This is a genomic window from Halomicrobium sp. HArcht3-1, from assembly GCF_058933345.1.
In genome coordinates this window covers 145,411-160,959 of record NZ_JBZYDM010000002.1, presented here as the reverse complement: position 1 = coordinate 160,959, position 15,549 = coordinate 145,411, and the positions used below count along the sequence as shown (strand labels likewise).

Sequence of the window (15,549 nt, the reverse complement as noted above, 5' to 3'; positions counted from 1 at the left end):
GCGGCGGCCTACTCGATGAGCCGTTCGATCTCCGTGACGAGCACGTCGCTCGCGCCCACGTCTTTCAGCGCGTTGATCGTCTCGAACACGTCGCTGTCGTCGACGACGGCATGCACCGCCACGTCGTCGCTGCCGGCAACGTCCATCACGGTCGGCCCGCCCATGCCGGGCAGGACCTCTTTCACGTCGTCCAAGGCCTCGGCGGGCGCGTTCATCATCAGGTAGCGCTTGCCCTCCGCCGAGATCACCGATTCCAGCGCGGTCGCGACCTGTCCGACCTTCTCGTCGTCGGCCACGTCCTCGCGGGCAAAGAGTCGGACAGAAGACTGAAGGACTTCGTCGACGATCTCCAAGCGATTCATCCGTAGCGTCGTCCCGGTCGACGTGATGTCGACGATGCCGTCGGCGATGTCGACGTGTGGGGTCAGTTCGGTCGCACCCGACACCTCGGTGATCTCGACGTCCACGTCGACGGTCTCGAAGTACCGGCGCGTGACGTTGGGGAACTCCGTGGCGACTCGGCCACCGTCGAAGTCGTAGACGGTCTCGATGGCATCGTCCTCGGGTGCTGCGAGGACGAGCCGACAGGATCCGAAGCTCAGATCGAGCAGTTCCGTCAGATTCCCCGGATCGGCCTCGCGGACCTGATCGAGACCGGTGATCCCCACGTCGGCCGCGCCGTCGGCGACGTATTCGGGAATGTCGGCGGCGCGGGCGTAGAGGACGGTCACGTCGGGATCGACCGTCTCGGCGTAGAGCTGGCGGTCGGCCCCGTCGACGACGTGGAGACCGGCGCGTTCGAGCAGGTCGACCGACGGATCGTGCAGACGCCCCTTGTTGGGCACGGCAATGCGCATGGACGGGTGTGGGAGTGGGGAGGGGAACTGTCTTTCCCTCTCCGCCGATTCGACGCCAGCGGACAGGAGGTCACGAGTCGCCAGCCCCTCGAAAGGGCGAGACACGCGTGACGAGGGGACCCTGTGACCTGATCTCCGCCCCCATCGATTATGCGTATGGAGCCGTACATAGCAGTGAGTACCGCTATGATGGCTCTGACCCACGGCTTCGTCAGTCTCGCCGTGGCCGTACTGGCGCTGCCGGTCTTGCCCGACTCGCTGGCAGCGCCGCTCGTCCTCGCCGCCGCGTTCGCCGGTGGGATCGCCCCCGATCTGGATCTGTTCGCGCACCACCGCCGGACGCTGCATTATCCGATTGGGTACATCGTGCTGGCGTGCTGTCTGGTCGGTGTGGCCCTCGCGAGCGGGGTCAGCGCCGTCCTGCTCGCAGCCGTCGCCGTCGGTTCGGCTGCTCTACACGCCGTCTCGGACGTGCTCGCCGGGAGCGTCGAGCGCGCGCCCTGGAATCCGACGACCGAGCGGGCGGTGTACAACCACGTGCTCGGCCGGTGGCACCGGCCGCGACGGTACGTCCGCTACTCCGGTGCGCCCGAGGACTTCTTGCTGCTCGCGACGGCGGCGACCGTTCCGTTGCTGTCGCCGGCCACTGGTGGCGCAGTCGACGCTGTGCTGCTTGGTCTCGTCGCGCTGGCGGGTACGTTCACGCTCGCTCGAAAGCGCCTCCACACGCTGCCCGTGTTGCTGGCCCCGCTGGTGCCGGCACGCCTTCGTGCGCTGTCCGTCGGCTTCGAGATCGTCGAGACCGACGACGGCACGACCGTCGAGTTCGGCCGGTAGCTCACGCGACCCGTTCGATACGGGCGACGAGGCGGTCGCGCCCGGCGTAGACGGCGACCGAGACCGCCGCGAGCGCACCGACCAGCAGGCCGAACGTCACGACATCGCCTTCGGAAAGCCGGGTGCCGGCGTAGGCGACGGCGACGAAGGACGGGCCGCGGCCGACGATCACCAGAACGAGGAAGCGACGGAGACGAAGCTCCGAGAGACCGGCGACGAAACAGAGCACGTCGTCGGGGAAGGTCGGCAGCAGAAAGAGAACGAACAGGCCGTAGACGCCGGTCGTCTCGACGAACTCGTCCCACTTCGTCAGCGTGTCCGGGGCGACGACGCGCTCGACGTATGGCCGGCCGTAGCGCCGCGTCGCGACGAAGACGACGGCGCTTCCGAGTGTCACACCGGCGAGCGTGTAGACCGTTCCCTCGACCGTCCCGAAGACGTACCCGCCGACACCACCCAGTAGCTGTCCCGGGATCGGAGCGACGATCACCTGTGCGGTCTGGAGGAGGACGAACGCCAGCGGTGCCACCGGGCCGAGCGCGTGTAACTGGGTCCTGAGCCACGCCGGATCGGTGAGGCTCGGGACCAGCCACAGGACGACGGCGGTCGCGGCCGCCACGCCGCCTGCGAGCAGGCCAATCAGAGTCAGTGTCTGGCGTCGCGCTCGTGCCGACTCGAAGATCAGTCCGCTCGTGTCGCTGTCCGCGACCGTGTCCGTCGTGGTGCTCGCGGGGGTGTCGCGCTTGGCCATGCTCAGAACACCGACGCCGTCTTGTGCTTCGCGTTGGCGACGATCTTGTTGAAGAACTGCCATGCGGTGGTTCGTCGCCCCGACACGCTGGTCCGACCGGTCCGCATCGCCCGCAGGATCGACGGGACGGTCGCTGGCTCGCCGGCGGGCAGGGTCACTTCAGTGACGGCGAGACCGACGCTGTCGCGTGTGTGGGCGTCGCTCCCGCCGAAGACGGGGTAGTCGAAGTCGTCGGCGAACGCCTCGGCCTGCCGATTTCGGATGCCCGTGAGCGTCTGGGCGTTGTACACCTCGATCCCGTCGACCGCTTCGATGGCTGCTCGGCCCGCCCCGTGGCGTGCTCGCTGGAACGGGTGGGGGACGACCGCGAGACCGCCGCGCTCGCGGACCGTGGTCGCCGTCTCGGCCAGCGGCCGCCCCGGTTCGGGTGCGTCGTCGACGCCGATGGCGAGCAGGTGGCCGTCGGCCGTCGACACCTCACAGCCGACGACGACGACGAGGTCCTCGGCGAGTCGACGAGCGACGTTGGCACCCGCGACCGTGTCGTGGTCCGTGACGACCACCCCATCGAGGTCGGCGCGTCGGGCCGCCCGCAACAGGTCCTCCGGCAGTAGCGTCGCGTCGTACGAGGAGACGGTGTGGACGTGGGGATCGATCCGCAGCGTCCGACCGCTGGCGTGGCGTCCGCTCATAGCCATCCGTATTCGAGCGCGAGCGCGAGTCCGGCCGCGAGAACGCCACACGCCCCAGCGAGGATGTGACTGGTGTCGGTCTTGTACGCCTTGTAATCGGAGACCATCAGCGGGCAGACCGCCCCGATCGTCGCGCCGGCGAGCCAGCCGTTCCACGGTCCGACCAGCGTGACGAGAAAGTAGTTGGCGACGACCACGAGGTTCGTATGAACGACGGTCGTTCCGTGGTAGAAACTGTTTCCCCCGTCAGAGCCAAACCCCTCGTCGTTGTGCCGAATCAGGCGTAGGCCGCCAAAGGAGAGGATCAGAAAGCCGACGACGAGGCTGACGAGGAGATTCGGCGCGATGGCGATGTGGACCAGCAGCGCCGCGGGGACGAGGTAGGCAAAGATGTCGATGAAAGAATCGATCCGGCGACCGAACGGCGAGGAGACGCCGGTCCGGCGGGCGTACCAGCCGTCGAGTTTGTCCAGCGCGAAGGCGAGGAACATCACCACGAGCGCCCAGTTCGGTTCCGCCCGAAGCAACAGGAGGACGCTCCCCCAGCCGACGAACAGCGCGGTGAGGCTGACGTAGTCGGCACCGGTCAGCCGGTCGAGGACGCTCGTTCGTCCACTCCGCTCGGTCACGAAGCGGTCGGCCGGTTCCACCCGCTGCCAGGCACCACGGATCACTTTCCGAAGTTCTCCCGTCATCTGTTCGTCTCCATCCGCGCACGCTGCAAGTATAAATCTGGCCTGACAAATATTTACTGAGGAGAATTATATATAGTCACTGTGGGCTACTGACGACTCCCTACTCGACCGCGGGTCCCGTCCGGTGGCTGACGGGTCCCAGTCGGACGTAGCGGTGGTCGCCGACCGGTTCGAAGCCGAACCCCTCGAACAGTGCCTTCGAGGGGACGTTGTCCGGTGCGATCAGCGCCGTTGCCTCCTTTGCGCCCTGCTCGCGTGCCCACTCGCAGGCAGCGCCAAGCATCGCCGCCGCCACGCCTCGCTGTCGGTGCTCGGGCGCGACGAACACCCGACGGACGTACGCGCCATCGAACTCGATAGTCCGGGAGAGTGGGTGGACGTGGATCGCCGTCTCGACCGAACAGAACAGGTACCCCAGTGGTTCCTCGCCGGCCAGCGCCGCGATCACGACCTCGTCGTCTGCGAGCACGTCGGTCGGCGCATCGAGTGGTGCGACCGCCGACGGATCGGCCGGACCGACGGTCCACGCCGCCGGGTCGTCCCGCGCCGGCAGCGATTCCAGCGACGCGACGTACTCCGTGAGCACCGAAACCGTGATTCCCGCCGCCGCCAGTCGGTCGTAGACGGCCCGCGCGTATCGGTTCCGCGTCAGCCGCCAGAGTTCGACCATCTGGTCGATAGCTCACGAGCGGCCGGGATAAATCTCGGGTGCGCTGGACCCGCGCCGGTCATTTATTTCGACGCGCGCCAAAGGGTGGGTATGTACGAGCGGGTCGCGGACCTGTCGCTGCACGTCGAGGACTTCGAGACGACTGACCGAACGCGCGAGACCTCCAGTGGCTTTACACGGCGGACGACGACGGTCGTCCTGCACGGTGAGGGCGAGACCGGCCGGGGCGAGGACGTGACGTACGAACCCGACGACCACGACTCGATGGGGGCGGTCGACGCCGACTTCACGGGCGAGTACACGCTCGATTCGTTCTCGACACTGCTCGACGACGTGACGTTGTGGCCCGAGCCACCGACGCAGGACGCGGCCCGCCACTATCGACGGTGGGCCTTCGAGAGCGCGGCGCTGGATCTGGCCCTGAAACAGGCCGGCCTGACGCTGGGTGCGGCCCTCGACCGGACGTACGACCCGGTGCGGTTCGTCGTCTCGACGCGTCTCTCGGAGGGTCCGGACGGTGACCCCACAGCCGACCGAGTCGAGACATGGCTGGACATCGACGCCGACACCGAGTTCAAACTCGATCCGACGCCGGCGTGGGACGCCGACCTGATCGCGACTCTCGCGGCGACTGACGCGGTCCGCGTCGTCGACCTGAAGGCCTACTACGAGGGGACCGAAGTCGACATGCCGACCGATCCGGCCTTCTACCGCCGGGTCGTCGAGGGGTTGCCCGAGACCATCGTCGAGGACGCCGCCATCACCGCCGAGACCCGAGCGGTCTTCGAGGGGCGAGAAGACCGGCTGAGCTGGGACTATCCCATCACGGGCATCGCCAGTATCGAGGCCCTGCCAGTCGAACCGTCGTGGCTCAACTGCAAGCCCTCCCGCTTTGGGACCGTCGAGTCGCTGCTGTCGACCATCGCCTACTGCGAGCAACGCGACATCGCGCTGTACGGCGGCGGGCAGTTCGAACTCGGCGTCGGTCGCGGCCAGATTCAGGCGCTGGCGTCGCTTTGCTACCCCGACGCACCGAACGACGTTGCCCCCGGCGAGTACAACGCCCCCGAGCCACAGGCCGGTCTGCCGTCGAGTCCGCTCGATCCGACAGACCATCACGGATTCGGCTGGTAGCGCCGCCTTTGTTCACCCATCGGGAATATTCGATTCGCCAAGAATTATAGGGACCTCCCTCGTCAACGAACGTATTGCGGGGACGAGCCACCGGACGGCGGCCACGGGGTCGTCGGGGCGGCCGCCCTAACTGCACGAGGATGACAGGAGACGACAGCGCGGACGACGGTTCGACGCACGATCCCGGCGAGGTCGTCGCACGGACACTCGATGCCATTGCCGATACCGACGACCCCGAGACAGTGGCAACTGCCGCCGCTCGTGGGATCGCTCGACTCCTCTCGGATCCCGTCGACTGTGTCGTCTACGACGCCGCGGGCGATCCGATCGCCGCCGGCGCCAGTGACGGGTCCGACCCGTCGGTTCGTCGCGACCGCGTCGACGTGACCGACGCGCCCGAGACGCTGTCGTGGCCGGCCGATCCACTGGTCGTCCCGGTCGGCGACGCTGGCCGGCTCGTGGCCTGGGCCGACACCGACCGAACGGCACCGGCGTGGGCGATCAGGGCACTCGCCAGTGGTGCCGTCGACGCCGCCCGCACTCGCTCGCGACTCGACGCGTCGGCCGACCGGATCGCGACGCTCGAAGCCGAGCGCGACCGGATGGGGAACTTCGCCACCATCGTCGCCCACGACCTGCGCAATCCACTCGCCATCGCCAAGGGCCACCTCGATCTGGCCCGTGACCACGGCGACGCGGAACACTTCGAGACGGTCGCCGACGCCCACGAACGCATCCAGCGGATCATCGACCGCACGCTCTCGACGGCCCGAGACGACGACGCCGGCGAGACCGAGCGCGTCGAGATCGCCGAGGTCGCACACGAGGCCTGGGAGACCGTCGAGACCGGGGCGGCGACGCTGACCGTCTCACGCTCGCTGCGGCTGGCTGCCGACCGCGCCCGCCTCACACAACTGTTCGAGAACCTCTTTCGCAACGCCGTAGAACACGGTTCCACGAGCCCTGCCTCACAGACTTCGCAGAACGCCGTCGAACACGGCCTCCCGGACCACCAGATCGAGACGACCGACGCGAGCGACTCACCGCTCGGGGACGGACTCGCCGTCGAGGTCGGCCGGCTCACGGACCGGCGGGGCTTTTTCGTCGCGGACAACGGTCCCGGCATCCCCGCGGACGAGCGCTCGTCGGTGTTCGAACGGGGCTACTCCGAGGGTGGCGGCACCGGTCTCGGACTGACGATCGTCCGCGAGGTCGCCGACGAACACGGCTGGGCCGTCACGGTCACCGACCGTGGCGCGGGCCAGTCCGGGACCGACGGCGAACTGTCGGGTGCCCGGTTCGAGTTCGTCGTGGCCGAGTAGGAACGGCGCTTACTCCTCGGCGAGGTAGTCGTCTTGCACGGCGATCACGTCCGTCGAATCGGTACACGCGGCGTAGCGTTCGAGCGGTTCCTCGTTGAGTTCGATGAACGTATGGCCCCAGCTAAAGTGATCGAGGATGCGCTCGGCCTGTTCGCGCTCACCGAGAATACAGAGCGCGCCAGCGAAGGCTTCGACGGTGTTCAACTGGAAGGGGGTCCCGAAATTGACGGGGTTGCCCGCGACGAGGAACGGTAGCGAGCGGTGGATCCCTTCGAGATCGAACGCTTCGCGTTCGGCGGTCTCCCAGGAACAGTCCAGCGCGACCAGTCGGTCGGTCCGGGCACCCGTGCCCGCTCGGTCGGCCGGCGACAGTGCCTGCTCGGCGAAAGGGTTCAGGACGATTCCGGGCGGCGTCGACCGGGTGGCACGGTGCAACTCGGCCTCGTCGAAGCGCGCCAGTCGCCGGGCGCTGCACTTGTCGGGGTCGTCGTCGCCCTCGTACCGAACGTGTAGCTCCACACCCTCGGTAGACCGCCAGCCGGTAAAAGCGCCACGAGAACCGAGCCGGAACATACCATTAAGTGTGCGAACGAAAATATATCGGCCAGTGATCTCTGCGGGCGACGACGCGCCACGGTTCGAACTGCCGGCCCTCGCCGACGGCGAGCACCGGCGGGTGGCACTCGAAGACTACCTCGGCGAGGACGTGGTCATCATCGCGTTCTACCCCGGCGACTTCAATCCCGCCTGCGACGCCGAGTCCGATCTGGACGAACTCGACCTCTTTACCATGCAAAAGGACGTGAGCGTGCTGGGGATCAGCGCCGACTCGCTGTACAGCCACGCCGCCTTCGCCGCCGAGTACGATCTGCACATCCCACTGCTCGCGGACACGCGCCGCGAGGTCGCCAAGCGCTACGGCGTCACCTTCGAGGACGATCTGGGACAGGCCCTGATCGAACGGGCCGTGTTCGTCGTCGACCACGACGGCGTCGTCCAGTACGCCTGGTCGACCCGCGACCTGACGACCCTGCCGGATGTCGAGGCGATCAAGGACGCCATCGCCGAGACGGGCGGCGACGACACCGCGTTCGCCCGCTATCGGGTCGGCTTCGCCCACTACACAGAGGGCCGGCGCGCGTTCACCAGCGCGATGGGATCGTTCAAGGATTCGGAGTGGATGCTCTCACAGTCCGACTTCAAGCGCGCACAGGCGGAGTTCGAGGAGGCCGCCGAACACTTCGACAGCGCCGTCCGGTTCGTCGACGATCCCGATCTGGATGCGTACTACGAGCACGCCGAGGAGAAGGCGACGGCACTGTGGCAGGCCGCCGAGTGGCTCAGTGAGTCGGCAAGCGAGTACTCCAGTGGTGCCGGCGCGGCGGGCCAGCGCCTCCGGGACGACGCCGAACGACCGCTAGAGACGGCCCGTGATCTGGGCGAACCCGTCGACCCCGACGACTGGCCCCCCGACCTCGACACCGACGGCGACGAGGGGAGCATCCTTCCCGACGAGCAACACACTGACACGACACTTGCAGTCGACATTGACGAGGCGGCGGGCGACGACCCGGCGGACGACGACCCCGCGGGCGAGGAGACGGCGACGACCGCGGACGGCGCGGCGGCCACCTCGGCGGACGACGAGATCGACGACGCGGACATCGAACAGCTAACGGCCGAACTCGCGGCCAATCAGCCCGACGACCCCGTCGGCGGCGACATCGAAGAGACGCCCACGAGTATGGTCGACGCACCACCGGGCGTCGAGCAGGGCGAGGACGACGCGGACGGTGAGATCGACGATACGGTCGACGACACGGACCTCGACCAACTGGAAGCCGACATGGCGGCCAGCCAGTCGGCCGCCGAGGCGGCCCAGTCCGAGAGCGACGCAGCGTCGGCTTCTGCGGATGACGACGACACGTCGACCACCGACGAGCGCGATGTCCCACCGCCGGGGTCGGGGGCGCTCGAACCGGGCGGTGGGACTCCCTCGTCCGGGGGGCGTGGCGATCTTGACCCCGACGATCCGCAGGCGAGCGACGATACACCCTCGTTCGCCGACGTGAGCAAGTCCGGGGAGAATCCGTTCGCTGGCGACGAGACCGGTGACGCCGAGACACTCGACGATCCTGACGGTGCCAGCGACGAGGACATGGCCGCGATCCCGACCGAGGACGAACTCGACGAGGACGACGAGGACGACGAGACCGACGAATCGCGCTACTGAGAGGGAGTATCGTCGCCGGTCGGAGAGAACAAGCCGCTCGACCGGCTCGGGTGTTCGATTCTCTCGAGAGAGAATCGATGAATTACTACGATACTCCCTATGACCGGCACTTTCTCGGTCCCGCCGGCCCCGGCCCCAGTATGGATCAGGTGGCGACGGCACGCGCGTACTATCGCGCTCTCGACACCGGTGACTACGACTCGCTCGCCGACTTGCTGACGGCGGCGTTCGTCCACGACCGGCCCGACATGACCATCGAGGGGTGCGCGCGGTTCGTCCAGTTCATGCGCGAGGAACGACCACAGACCGACACGACACATCCGATCGAAGCGGTGTACGACGGTGAGAGCGGTGTCGTCGTCGCGGGCCGACTGCTCGATAGCGACGGCGAGACGATCACACGCTTTGCGGACCGCTTTTCGTTTTCCGATGGCGCGATCACGCGCATCGAAACGTACACGCGGTGATCGCGGCCACGCTCGGTCATACGGATTATTGTAGCGATGTACCGGTGATCGTCTACCCCGTGACGACGATCACCGGGACGCGACGACAATAAACCGTATCAGAAGACGATCCGTTCGACGAGCCGTCGCACCAGCCCCGGCTGGCGGGACTCGTGTGGGTGGACGGTGATCTCGGTCCCGCGGGCCGGTCGGCCGGCCGACCTGTCGAGGAGGGAGCCGCGCAGCCGGTGGTCCGCACCTCGCAGGACGCGAACGTCCGGCTCCGCTATTGCCGACTCGCCGCCGTCGGTCTCGACCGACGACGAGAGGAGGTCAGCGACCCCGTCCCGGTACGGCTCGATCGAATCCGGTGGATCGTCGTCGCCGGTCGAACCGAGGACGATCCGGCCGCCGTTCTCGGTCGCGAGCGTCTCCGCGACCGCCACTACCGCCGGGTGGAACGGCCTGTCGTCACCGATCTCGATCAGGTCCGGGGAGTCGTAGCCGTCGTTGTCGACCAGCAGTACGTCACAGGCTGCGTGACGGACGACCCAGTCGATCGGCTCGCCAAAGAGCCGCGAGCGGAGCCGACGGTGCTCGTGTTCGGCGACGATCGAGTCGACGCCGCGGTGGCGCGCGAAGTTCACAATTGCGTGTTTCGTGTCGTGGCTGACGATCTCTCCCGCGACCACGTCGACATCGATATCGGTGGCGGCCAGATCGTCGGTCTGCTCTTCGAAGCGCACGTCTGCGGGTGACTGCATCGAGGCGGCCGTCTCCAGTTCCATCTGGTCGGGCACCTCCTCGAACCGGACGACAGCGACCTGCCCGTCGTGGGGGCGCACGAGGTCGGCCGCCAGGCGGAGCAGCGCCGCCTCGCGGTCCCGGCTCACCTCGCGCGTGAGCGCGACGAGCACCTCGTAGGTGCTCTCGTCGAGCGCCGACTCGGTCTCGTCGAGGACGGCTTCGCCGATCCGCTGACCGACGACGTCGGCAGCAGCACCCTGTCGCTGGACGTTCGAGCGAGCGTAGAGGACGTACCAGAGCACGCTCCCAACGGTAATGACCACGGCACCGAGTATCGCGACCCCGCCCATCTGGGTCAGCAGGACCAGTCCGCTGAGGACGCCGCCGATCTGCACCCACGGGTACAGCGGCGACTCGAACGTCGGCGCGTAGTCGGTGTCGCCCTCACGGAACGCGATCAGGGCCACGTTCACGAGGACGAACACGAGGATCTGGAAGGCGCTGGCGAGCTTTGCGATCTCGAGGATCGGGACGAACGCGATGAGCGCGAGCAACACCGCGCCGGTCAGCGTGATCGACAGCGACGGCGTCCCGAAACGGTCGCTGACGGCCGCAAGCGATTCGGGAACGAGGCCGTCGCGGGCCATCGCGAAGGGGTAGCGCGACGACGAGAGGATGCCGGCGTTGGCCGTCGAGATCAGCGCCAGCACCGCGGCGACGATCACGGCCGCGACGCCCGCACTACCGAGGGTCGCCTCGGCGGCCTCCGCGACCGGCGTGAGCGACCCGGCGACGGAACCCGGTTCGGTGACGCCGACGATGATCGCGACGATGAGGACGTACAGCAGGGTCGTGAAGGCGAGCGAGCCGAGGATACCAAGCGGGATGTTCCGGTCGGGGTTCTCGACCTCCTCGGCGACGCTCGCGACCTTCGTGACGCCCGCGTAGGAGACGAACACCAGCCCCGTCGCGGCGAGCAACCCACCCCAGCCGTCCGTGAAGAACGGCTGGAAGTTCGTCTGCTGGACGCTCGGACCGCTCCCGGCGACGAACCACGCCAGTGCCGCCAGCATGACGACGACGATGGCGACCTGTAGCCGACCGGTCTGTTTCGCGCCGACGAGGTTCACGAGGATCAGGACCGCCGCGAGCGCGATGGCGACGGGCTTGATCGGCAAGTCGAACACCAGCACGAGGTAGGGGACGCCGCCGACGAGTGCGAGTCCGCCCTTGAACGCCAGTGAGAACCACGTGCCGACGCCCGCGACGGTCCCCAGCAGCGGTCCCATGCCCCGTTCGATGTAGATGTAGGTGCCACCGGCCTCGGGCATCGCCGTCGCCATCTCCGATTTCGACAGTGCGGCGGGGACGACCAGTACGCCGGCCAGTAGGTAGGCCAGCACGACCGCTGGTCCAGCGATGCCAAGCGCCAGCGCCGGCAGGATGAAGATGCCGCTGCCGATCATCGCGCCGACGCTGATCGCGATCACGGTCGGGAGTCCGAGGTCGCGTTCCAGTTGCTTCATACGCGCTCCGTCACCGCCGTCGCGAGGACACTGGCCGCATCGATGGTCTCGACGCCCAGTGCCTCGAACGCATCCAGTCGCTCGGGATCGTTCACGAGGACGACGATGCGCTCGGCGTCACACAGCGTTCGGAGGAGTTGTGCTGCGAGGAGATTCTGGCTGTCTGTCCGCCCGAGCACCAGCGAGATGCCCGGTTCGTCCGGTGTGAACGCCGACAGCGCATCGGCGCTCGGTTCGGTCACTGCTTCGGTCGTCACGCCCGGCGGCGGGTCCGTGATCGGTGTTGCATCGAGGTGCGTGATAGTCGTCTCGTGGCCCGCCAACTGACGGACGACGGCGTGCCCGACGTGGCCGCCACCGATCACGCAGGCGCTGTTCGATCGCTGCATCGTCTCGTTCGCGTGTGTCTCGTGTCTCGACATTGGTCTGTCCGTGTCCCACTCCGATATCGAGCGGGATCGCTATTTCACGGTAGCAGACGATAGGTGATAAACTAGCCGATATAATTCACGGATCGGCAAAAAATAGCGATATATTATTCTATACTGTCCTCAATATCCGGGCCGAACCCGTCGAACGCCCCGACGTGCTCGTTCCTGATGAGGTCCTCGTCCGCGATTTCAAGCCCCAGTTCGTCCAGATCTCGCCCGATCCGGCTCAGATCGTCGCCGTCCTCGCCGACCGCGCTGACGTGGACGTTCTCCTCGCCGGTCATGATCTCGGTCACCCGCACGACGCCGGGGATGTCGAGCGCCGCTTCCGCGAGTTCCTCACGGCGCGGGACGGGCGCGGTACAGACGATGAGCGTGTAAAGCTGGTACCCCGCCGCCTCGTATTCGACATCGGCGTGATAGCCGCTGAGCAATCCCTTCTCTTCCAGACGCTGGATCCGGTTGCGGACGGTACTCGCAGAGACGCCCGCCTCCTCCGCGATCGTCCCCGACGACGCACGCCGCGCGTCGGTCTGGAGCGCGTAGAGAATCGTCCGATCCAGTTCGTCGAGTCCTTCGAGCGTCATGTGCGTGCTTCTCGGACGCCGCGCAAAAAGGTCTCCCTGTCCGACCGGCCGACGGACGTGCGCGAGAGGGCCGCCCACGTCGTCACGACACTGTCTCAGTCGTCGCCACTCGCGGCCGCCGCGGTCTCGTAGCCAACGATCTCTCGCTCGGCTGAATCTTCGAGATCGAACCGGTCGACGAACCAACCGAAATCGCGCGGTAGCTCCGACGCGAGTCGATCACGTTCGGCCCAGACATCGCTTTGCTCGATCAGTTCGAACGCCTCGGGCACGTGCTCGGGGAACAGCTGTGTGAAGTGACGGATCATCTCCAGACACGCCAGTTCGTCGAGATAGCGGAACCCGAACCGGAGGCTGTTGTGCGTCAGGTGTGTCCGGTGTTCGTCGACGAACTCGCTTGCCTGCCCGCCGGACTTGAACTCGTGTTCGACGACCAGCGCCGGGTTCGCACGGACCGGCACCCCGTTGAGCCACGCTCGCACGCTGAACTCCGGCTCGGCACTGCCGTAGTACAACATCCCCTCGTCGTACCCGCCGATCGACTCGAAGGTGTCGCGGGTCACGCCCGTCGCCGCGCAGGACGCGACGTGGACCGGATCGCCCTCCTCGGGCTCCTCCCGGTTCCAGTGTGTCCCCATGTACGGGACGACGAGATTACAGCCGTGGCCGACGAACTCTGAGTCCGCATCGGCGATCGAGCCGGCGACGACGACGCCGTCTTCGAGACTCGCCAGCAGGTGCTCGTCCCAGCCGGCCGACACGCGGACGTGGGCGTCCGTGATGAACAGCGCGTCCCCGGACGCGGCCTCGACTCCGGCATTTCGCGCTGTCGGCACGCCGCCACGCGTGTCGCGCCGGACCACGGTGAGTGTCACATCGGACGCGGGAGCGGTCAGTTCGTCACAGCAGCCGTCGGTCGACGCGTCGTCGACGACGACGAACTCGACATCGGCGTCAGATGAGCGCTGGGCCGCGATGTTTTGCAGTGTCGGTGCGAGCCGCCCGGCCTCGTTTCGCGCCGGAACGACGACGCTGATATCTGGGCTCGCCATGCGTCTATAGCTCTCTGAACTCGCGGATCCGCTCGGCGTACGCCTCGTCGACGACGGCCCGTTCGACGACGCGGATCAGCTCCTCTTTCGCGAGGTCTTCGAGCCTCGTCGGGAAGTCGACGGAGCCGGTGATCGTGATCGTTCCCATCGTGTGGGTCGTCACGTCGAGGAGTGGATTCTCTGGCTGCATCTCCAACAGTAGATCGGATCGCTTGAGTGCGGCGAGTTGCTCCTCGCCGAGGTCGAACTCCTCGGCGACCGCTGCTGGCTCTTCTTTGAGCAGCTGAAGTAGTTCCGGGTCGTTGCTGGCTTCCTGTAGAATCTCTCGAATGGTGTCGCTCATGTCTCTTCTCTCCAGTACCCCCGGCCGTGGACGGATCGGTCACCGCCCCATCGACATGGGAGTAAATCTCTAGTCAATGACAGTGGGTTTATATTTTATTCTTAGCTTTATTATAAATTTACATATGTTCTCTACAAGAGGTTTGTGCTACTATCGATAAGTGGTGGATACATAAATTAAAAAATGGAAACTGGGAGAAATATTTATCAACGGTGGCCGAAACGGTACAACCGTTATGCAACTATTCCGACGGGAGACGCTCAAGATGATCGGTTGCACGGGAACGGCGGTCGGTGTCGGCGGTGTCGCAAGCACCAGCGGGACGGCAAGCGACACTGCCGACTTCGGGTTCGGCGCGAGTATCGCCGACGACCTGCTGTTCTACGTCCGCCGCGATGTCGAGACCGGCACGTACTCGCTCGTCGAGCGCGGCGGCTTCTACGATTCGGTGTCGTTCGGGTCGCTCGCGCCCGACGAACGTGATGCCGTGCGTGAGCGACTGGCGGCAGATGTTTCCGACGGCCGCTTCGAACGGTTCCGGTTTTGACGCTGCTGTCCGCCCACTCTCGTCCCGGTGAGTCAGACGGGCCGCTGGAACGCCAGTCCGTGCTCGCGTAGCGCATCCACGATCGGTTCGAACAGGTCGTCCGTCGCCGCGTGGTCGTGCAGCAGGACGACTTCGACCCCATCCGGTTCTCGCCGGGCGCGGTGCTCGTCGATCCGCGCCCGGACCGCATCCACGTCTTCGAGGTCGTACTCCCGACAGTCGAGTGTCCAGAACCACGCGACCGATCCGTCTCGACTCGCCGTCGTCGCGTCCGCCGCTGTCGGCGGCCCGTCGTAGCCAAGCTCGTCCAGAAACGCCCGGAACGCCGCCCGGTGTTGCTCGGCGATAGGGTCGCCGTACGGGTACCGGAACGCCTTCGCCGGGCGCTCGACGCCCGCTCGCTCGTACGCCGCTTCGATCAGATCGTCGGTACTCTGGACCTCGCGTTTCGCCCGTTCGAGCGACAGCGACGAGAACGCCGTGTGGCTGTAGCCGTGGTTCCCGACGTGGAATCCCTCCCGGAGCGTCTCGACGACGCTCTCGAACCGACGGGCGACGTATCGCCCCTCGAAAAAGAACAGGGCTGGAACGTCTCGCTCCGCGAGCACCGACCGCTTGTGTGCGATCGTCTCCGATGGCCCGTCGTCGATCGTCAGGAACGCGCTCGACACGGACAGGG

At 66.7% G+C, this 15,549-nt stretch carries 18 protein-coding genes; 6 read left to right on the top strand and 12 right to left on the bottom strand.

Going from position 1 to position 15,549, the window contains the following annotated elements:
• Positions 1–8: 8 nt before the first annotated feature.
• Complete coding sequence (hisG, locus tag AC5FRW_RS03880) at positions 9–857, bottom strand: ATP phosphoribosyltransferase (RefSeq protein WP_493567114.1); 849 nt, start codon at positions 855–857, stop codon at positions 9–11.
• A gap of 189 nt (positions 858–1,046) precedes the next feature.
• On the opposite strand from hisG, the gene AC5FRW_RS03875 reads away from it, so the two are divergent.
• Entirely contained in the window at positions 1,047–1,694 is a 648-nt protein-coding gene (locus AC5FRW_RS03875) for a metal-dependent hydrolase (protein ID WP_493567113.1), read from the top strand.
• A gap of 1 nt (position 1,695) precedes the next feature.
• Here AC5FRW_RS03875 and AC5FRW_RS03870 read toward each other — a convergent pair whose 3' ends face one another.
• The 4 genes from AC5FRW_RS03870 to AC5FRW_RS03855 all read right to left on the bottom strand — a co-directional run bounded on the left by AC5FRW_RS03870 (position 1,696) and on the right by AC5FRW_RS03855 (position 4,502).
• Entirely contained in the window at positions 1,696–2,445 is a 750-nt protein-coding gene (locus AC5FRW_RS03870) for a TVP38/TMEM64 family protein (protein WP_493567112.1), read from the bottom strand.
• 2 nt (positions 2,446–2,447) lie between these two features.
• Positions 2,448–3,137, bottom strand: coding sequence for a CehA/McbA family metallohydrolase (locus AC5FRW_RS03865; protein ID WP_493567111.1), 690 nt, complete (start codon positions 3,135–3,137; stop codon positions 2,448–2,450).
• Positions 3,134–3,832: a CDP-alcohol phosphatidyltransferase family protein gene (locus AC5FRW_RS03860; protein WP_493567110.1), complete on the bottom strand. Its 699-nt coding sequence runs from the start codon at positions 3,830–3,832 to the stop codon at positions 3,134–3,136. The genes AC5FRW_RS03865 and AC5FRW_RS03860 overlap by 4 nt, the downstream gene beginning before the upstream one ends.
• Before the next feature lie 100 nt (positions 3,833–3,932).
• Positions 3,933–4,502, bottom strand: coding sequence for a GNAT family N-acetyltransferase (locus AC5FRW_RS03855; protein ID WP_493567109.1), 570 nt, complete (start codon positions 4,500–4,502; stop codon positions 3,933–3,935).
• Positions 4,503–4,592: 90 nt separating this feature from the next.
• Here AC5FRW_RS03855 and AC5FRW_RS03850 point away from each other — a divergent pair, with 90 nt between their 5' ends.
• Together AC5FRW_RS03850 and AC5FRW_RS03845 are read left to right on the top strand one after the other, a co-directional pair.
• On the top strand, positions 4,593–5,636 hold the full coding sequence (locus AC5FRW_RS03850) for an enolase-like domain-containing protein (RefSeq protein ID WP_493567108.1): 1,044 nt from the start codon (positions 4,593–4,595) through the stop codon (positions 5,634–5,636).
• 140 nt (positions 5,637–5,776) lie between these two features.
• The gene (locus AC5FRW_RS03845) at positions 5,777–6,958 is read left to right on the top strand and encodes a sensor histidine kinase (RefSeq protein ID WP_493567107.1); all 1,182 of its coding nucleotides are present in this window, start codon (positions 5,777–5,779) and stop codon (positions 6,956–6,958) included.
• A 9-nt stretch (positions 6,959–6,967) separates the two neighbouring features.
• Here AC5FRW_RS03845 and AC5FRW_RS03840 read toward each other — a convergent pair whose 3' ends face one another.
• Positions 6,968–7,477 carry a DUF367 family protein gene (locus tag AC5FRW_RS03840; protein WP_493567106.1) on the bottom strand — a complete coding sequence of 170 codons (510 nt, stop codon included), beginning with the start codon at positions 7,475–7,477 and terminating at the stop codon, positions 6,968–6,970.
• Positions 7,478–7,565: 88 nt separating this feature from the next.
• Here AC5FRW_RS03840 and AC5FRW_RS03835 point away from each other — a divergent pair, with 88 nt between their 5' ends.
• Both AC5FRW_RS03835 and AC5FRW_RS03830 read left to right on the top strand, forming a co-directional pair.
• Positions 7,566–9,191 carry a redoxin domain-containing protein gene (locus tag AC5FRW_RS03835; protein ID WP_493567105.1) on the top strand — a complete coding sequence of 542 codons (1,626 nt, stop codon included), beginning with the start codon at positions 7,566–7,568 and terminating at the stop codon, positions 9,189–9,191.
• A 140-nt stretch (positions 9,192–9,331) separates the two neighbouring features.
• Complete coding sequence (locus AC5FRW_RS03830) at positions 9,332–9,658, top strand: nuclear transport factor 2 family protein (RefSeq protein ID WP_493567104.1); 327 nt, start codon at positions 9,332–9,334, stop codon at positions 9,656–9,658.
• 98 nt (positions 9,659–9,756) lie between these two features.
• On the opposite strand, the gene AC5FRW_RS03825 is transcribed toward AC5FRW_RS03830, so the two are convergent.
• The 5 genes from AC5FRW_RS03825 to AC5FRW_RS03805 form a co-directional block, all read right to left on the bottom strand.
• Positions 9,757–11,910, bottom strand: coding sequence for an amino acid permease (locus AC5FRW_RS03825; protein WP_493567103.1), 2,154 nt, complete (start codon positions 11,908–11,910; stop codon positions 9,757–9,759).
• Positions 11,907–12,332 (bottom strand): NAD-binding protein, encoded by a 426-nt coding sequence (locus tag AC5FRW_RS03820; RefSeq protein WP_493567102.1) that lies wholly within the window; start codon positions 12,330–12,332, stop codon positions 11,907–11,909. Before AC5FRW_RS03820 ends, AC5FRW_RS03825 begins: the two co-directional genes overlap by 4 nt.
• A 113-nt stretch (positions 12,333–12,445) precedes the next feature.
• Positions 12,446–12,928: an Lrp/AsnC family transcriptional regulator gene (locus AC5FRW_RS03815; protein WP_493567101.1), complete on the bottom strand. Its 483-nt coding sequence runs from the start codon at positions 12,926–12,928 to the stop codon at positions 12,446–12,448.
• A gap of 95 nt (positions 12,929–13,023) precedes the next feature.
• Positions 13,024–13,980, bottom strand: coding sequence for a glycosyltransferase family 2 protein (locus tag AC5FRW_RS03810; RefSeq protein WP_493567100.1), 957 nt, complete (start codon positions 13,978–13,980; stop codon positions 13,024–13,026).
• Positions 13,981–13,984: 4 nt separating this feature from the next.
• On the bottom strand, positions 13,985–14,323 hold the full coding sequence (locus AC5FRW_RS03805; protein ID WP_493567099.1) for a hypothetical protein: 339 nt from the start codon (positions 14,321–14,323) through the stop codon (positions 13,985–13,987).
• Between the two features lie 235 nt (positions 14,324–14,558).
• Here AC5FRW_RS03805 and AC5FRW_RS03800 point away from each other — a divergent pair, with 235 nt between their 5' ends.
• Complete coding sequence (locus tag AC5FRW_RS03800; RefSeq protein WP_493567098.1) at positions 14,559–14,870, top strand: hypothetical protein; 312 nt, start codon at positions 14,559–14,561, stop codon at positions 14,868–14,870.
• A 32-nt stretch (positions 14,871–14,902) separates the two neighbouring features.
• On the opposite strand, the gene AC5FRW_RS03795 is transcribed toward AC5FRW_RS03800, so the two are convergent.
• On the bottom strand, positions 14,903–15,541 hold the full coding sequence (locus AC5FRW_RS03795) for a polysaccharide deacetylase family protein (RefSeq protein WP_493567097.1): 639 nt from the start codon (positions 15,539–15,541) through the stop codon (positions 14,903–14,905).
• Between the last annotated feature and the right edge of the window lie 8 nt (positions 15,542–15,549).

Coding starts and splice junctions, on each gene's coding strand:
- hisG (WP_493567114.1), bottom strand. CDS start 857: ATGCGCATTGCCGTGCCCAACAAGGGGCGTCTGCACGATCCGTCGGTC.
- AC5FRW_RS03875 (WP_493567113.1), top strand. CDS start 1,047: ATGGCTCTGACCCACGGCTTCGTCAGTCTCGCCGTGGCCGTACTGGCG.
- AC5FRW_RS03870 (WP_493567112.1), bottom strand. CDS start 2,445: ATGGCCAAGCGCGACACCCCCGCGAGCACCACGACGGACACGGTCGCG.
- AC5FRW_RS03865 (WP_493567111.1), bottom strand. CDS start 3,137: ATGAGCGGACGCCACGCCAGCGGTCGGACGCTGCGGATCGATCCCCAC.
- AC5FRW_RS03860 (WP_493567110.1), bottom strand. CDS start 3,832: ATGACGGGAGAACTTCGGAAAGTGATCCGTGGTGCCTGGCAGCGGGTG.
- AC5FRW_RS03855 (WP_493567109.1), bottom strand. CDS start 4,502: ATGGTCGAACTCTGGCGGCTGACGCGGAACCGATACGCGCGGGCCGTC.
- AC5FRW_RS03850 (WP_493567108.1), top strand. CDS start 4,593: ATGTACGAGCGGGTCGCGGACCTGTCGCTGCACGTCGAGGACTTCGAG.
- AC5FRW_RS03845 (WP_493567107.1), top strand. CDS start 5,777: ATGACAGGAGACGACAGCGCGGACGACGGTTCGACGCACGATCCCGGC.
- AC5FRW_RS03830 (WP_493567104.1), top strand. CDS start 9,332: ATGGATCAGGTGGCGACGGCACGCGCGTACTATCGCGCTCTCGACACC.
- AC5FRW_RS03825 (WP_493567103.1), bottom strand. CDS start 11,910: ATGAAGCAACTGGAACGCGACCTCGGACTCCCGACCGTGATCGCGATC.
- AC5FRW_RS03820 (WP_493567102.1), bottom strand. CDS start 12,332: ATGTCGAGACACGAGACACACGCGAACGAGACGATGCAGCGATCGAAC.
- AC5FRW_RS03815 (WP_493567101.1), bottom strand. CDS start 12,928: ATGACGCTCGAAGGACTCGACGAACTGGATCGGACGATTCTCTACGCG.
- AC5FRW_RS03810 (WP_493567100.1), bottom strand. CDS start 13,980: ATGGCGAGCCCAGATATCAGCGTCGTCGTTCCGGCGCGAAACGAGGCC.
- AC5FRW_RS03805 (WP_493567099.1), bottom strand. CDS start 14,323: ATGAGCGACACCATTCGAGAGATTCTACAGGAAGCCAGCAACGACCCG.
- AC5FRW_RS03800 (WP_493567098.1), top strand. CDS start 14,559: ATGCAACTATTCCGACGGGAGACGCTCAAGATGATCGGTTGCACGGGA.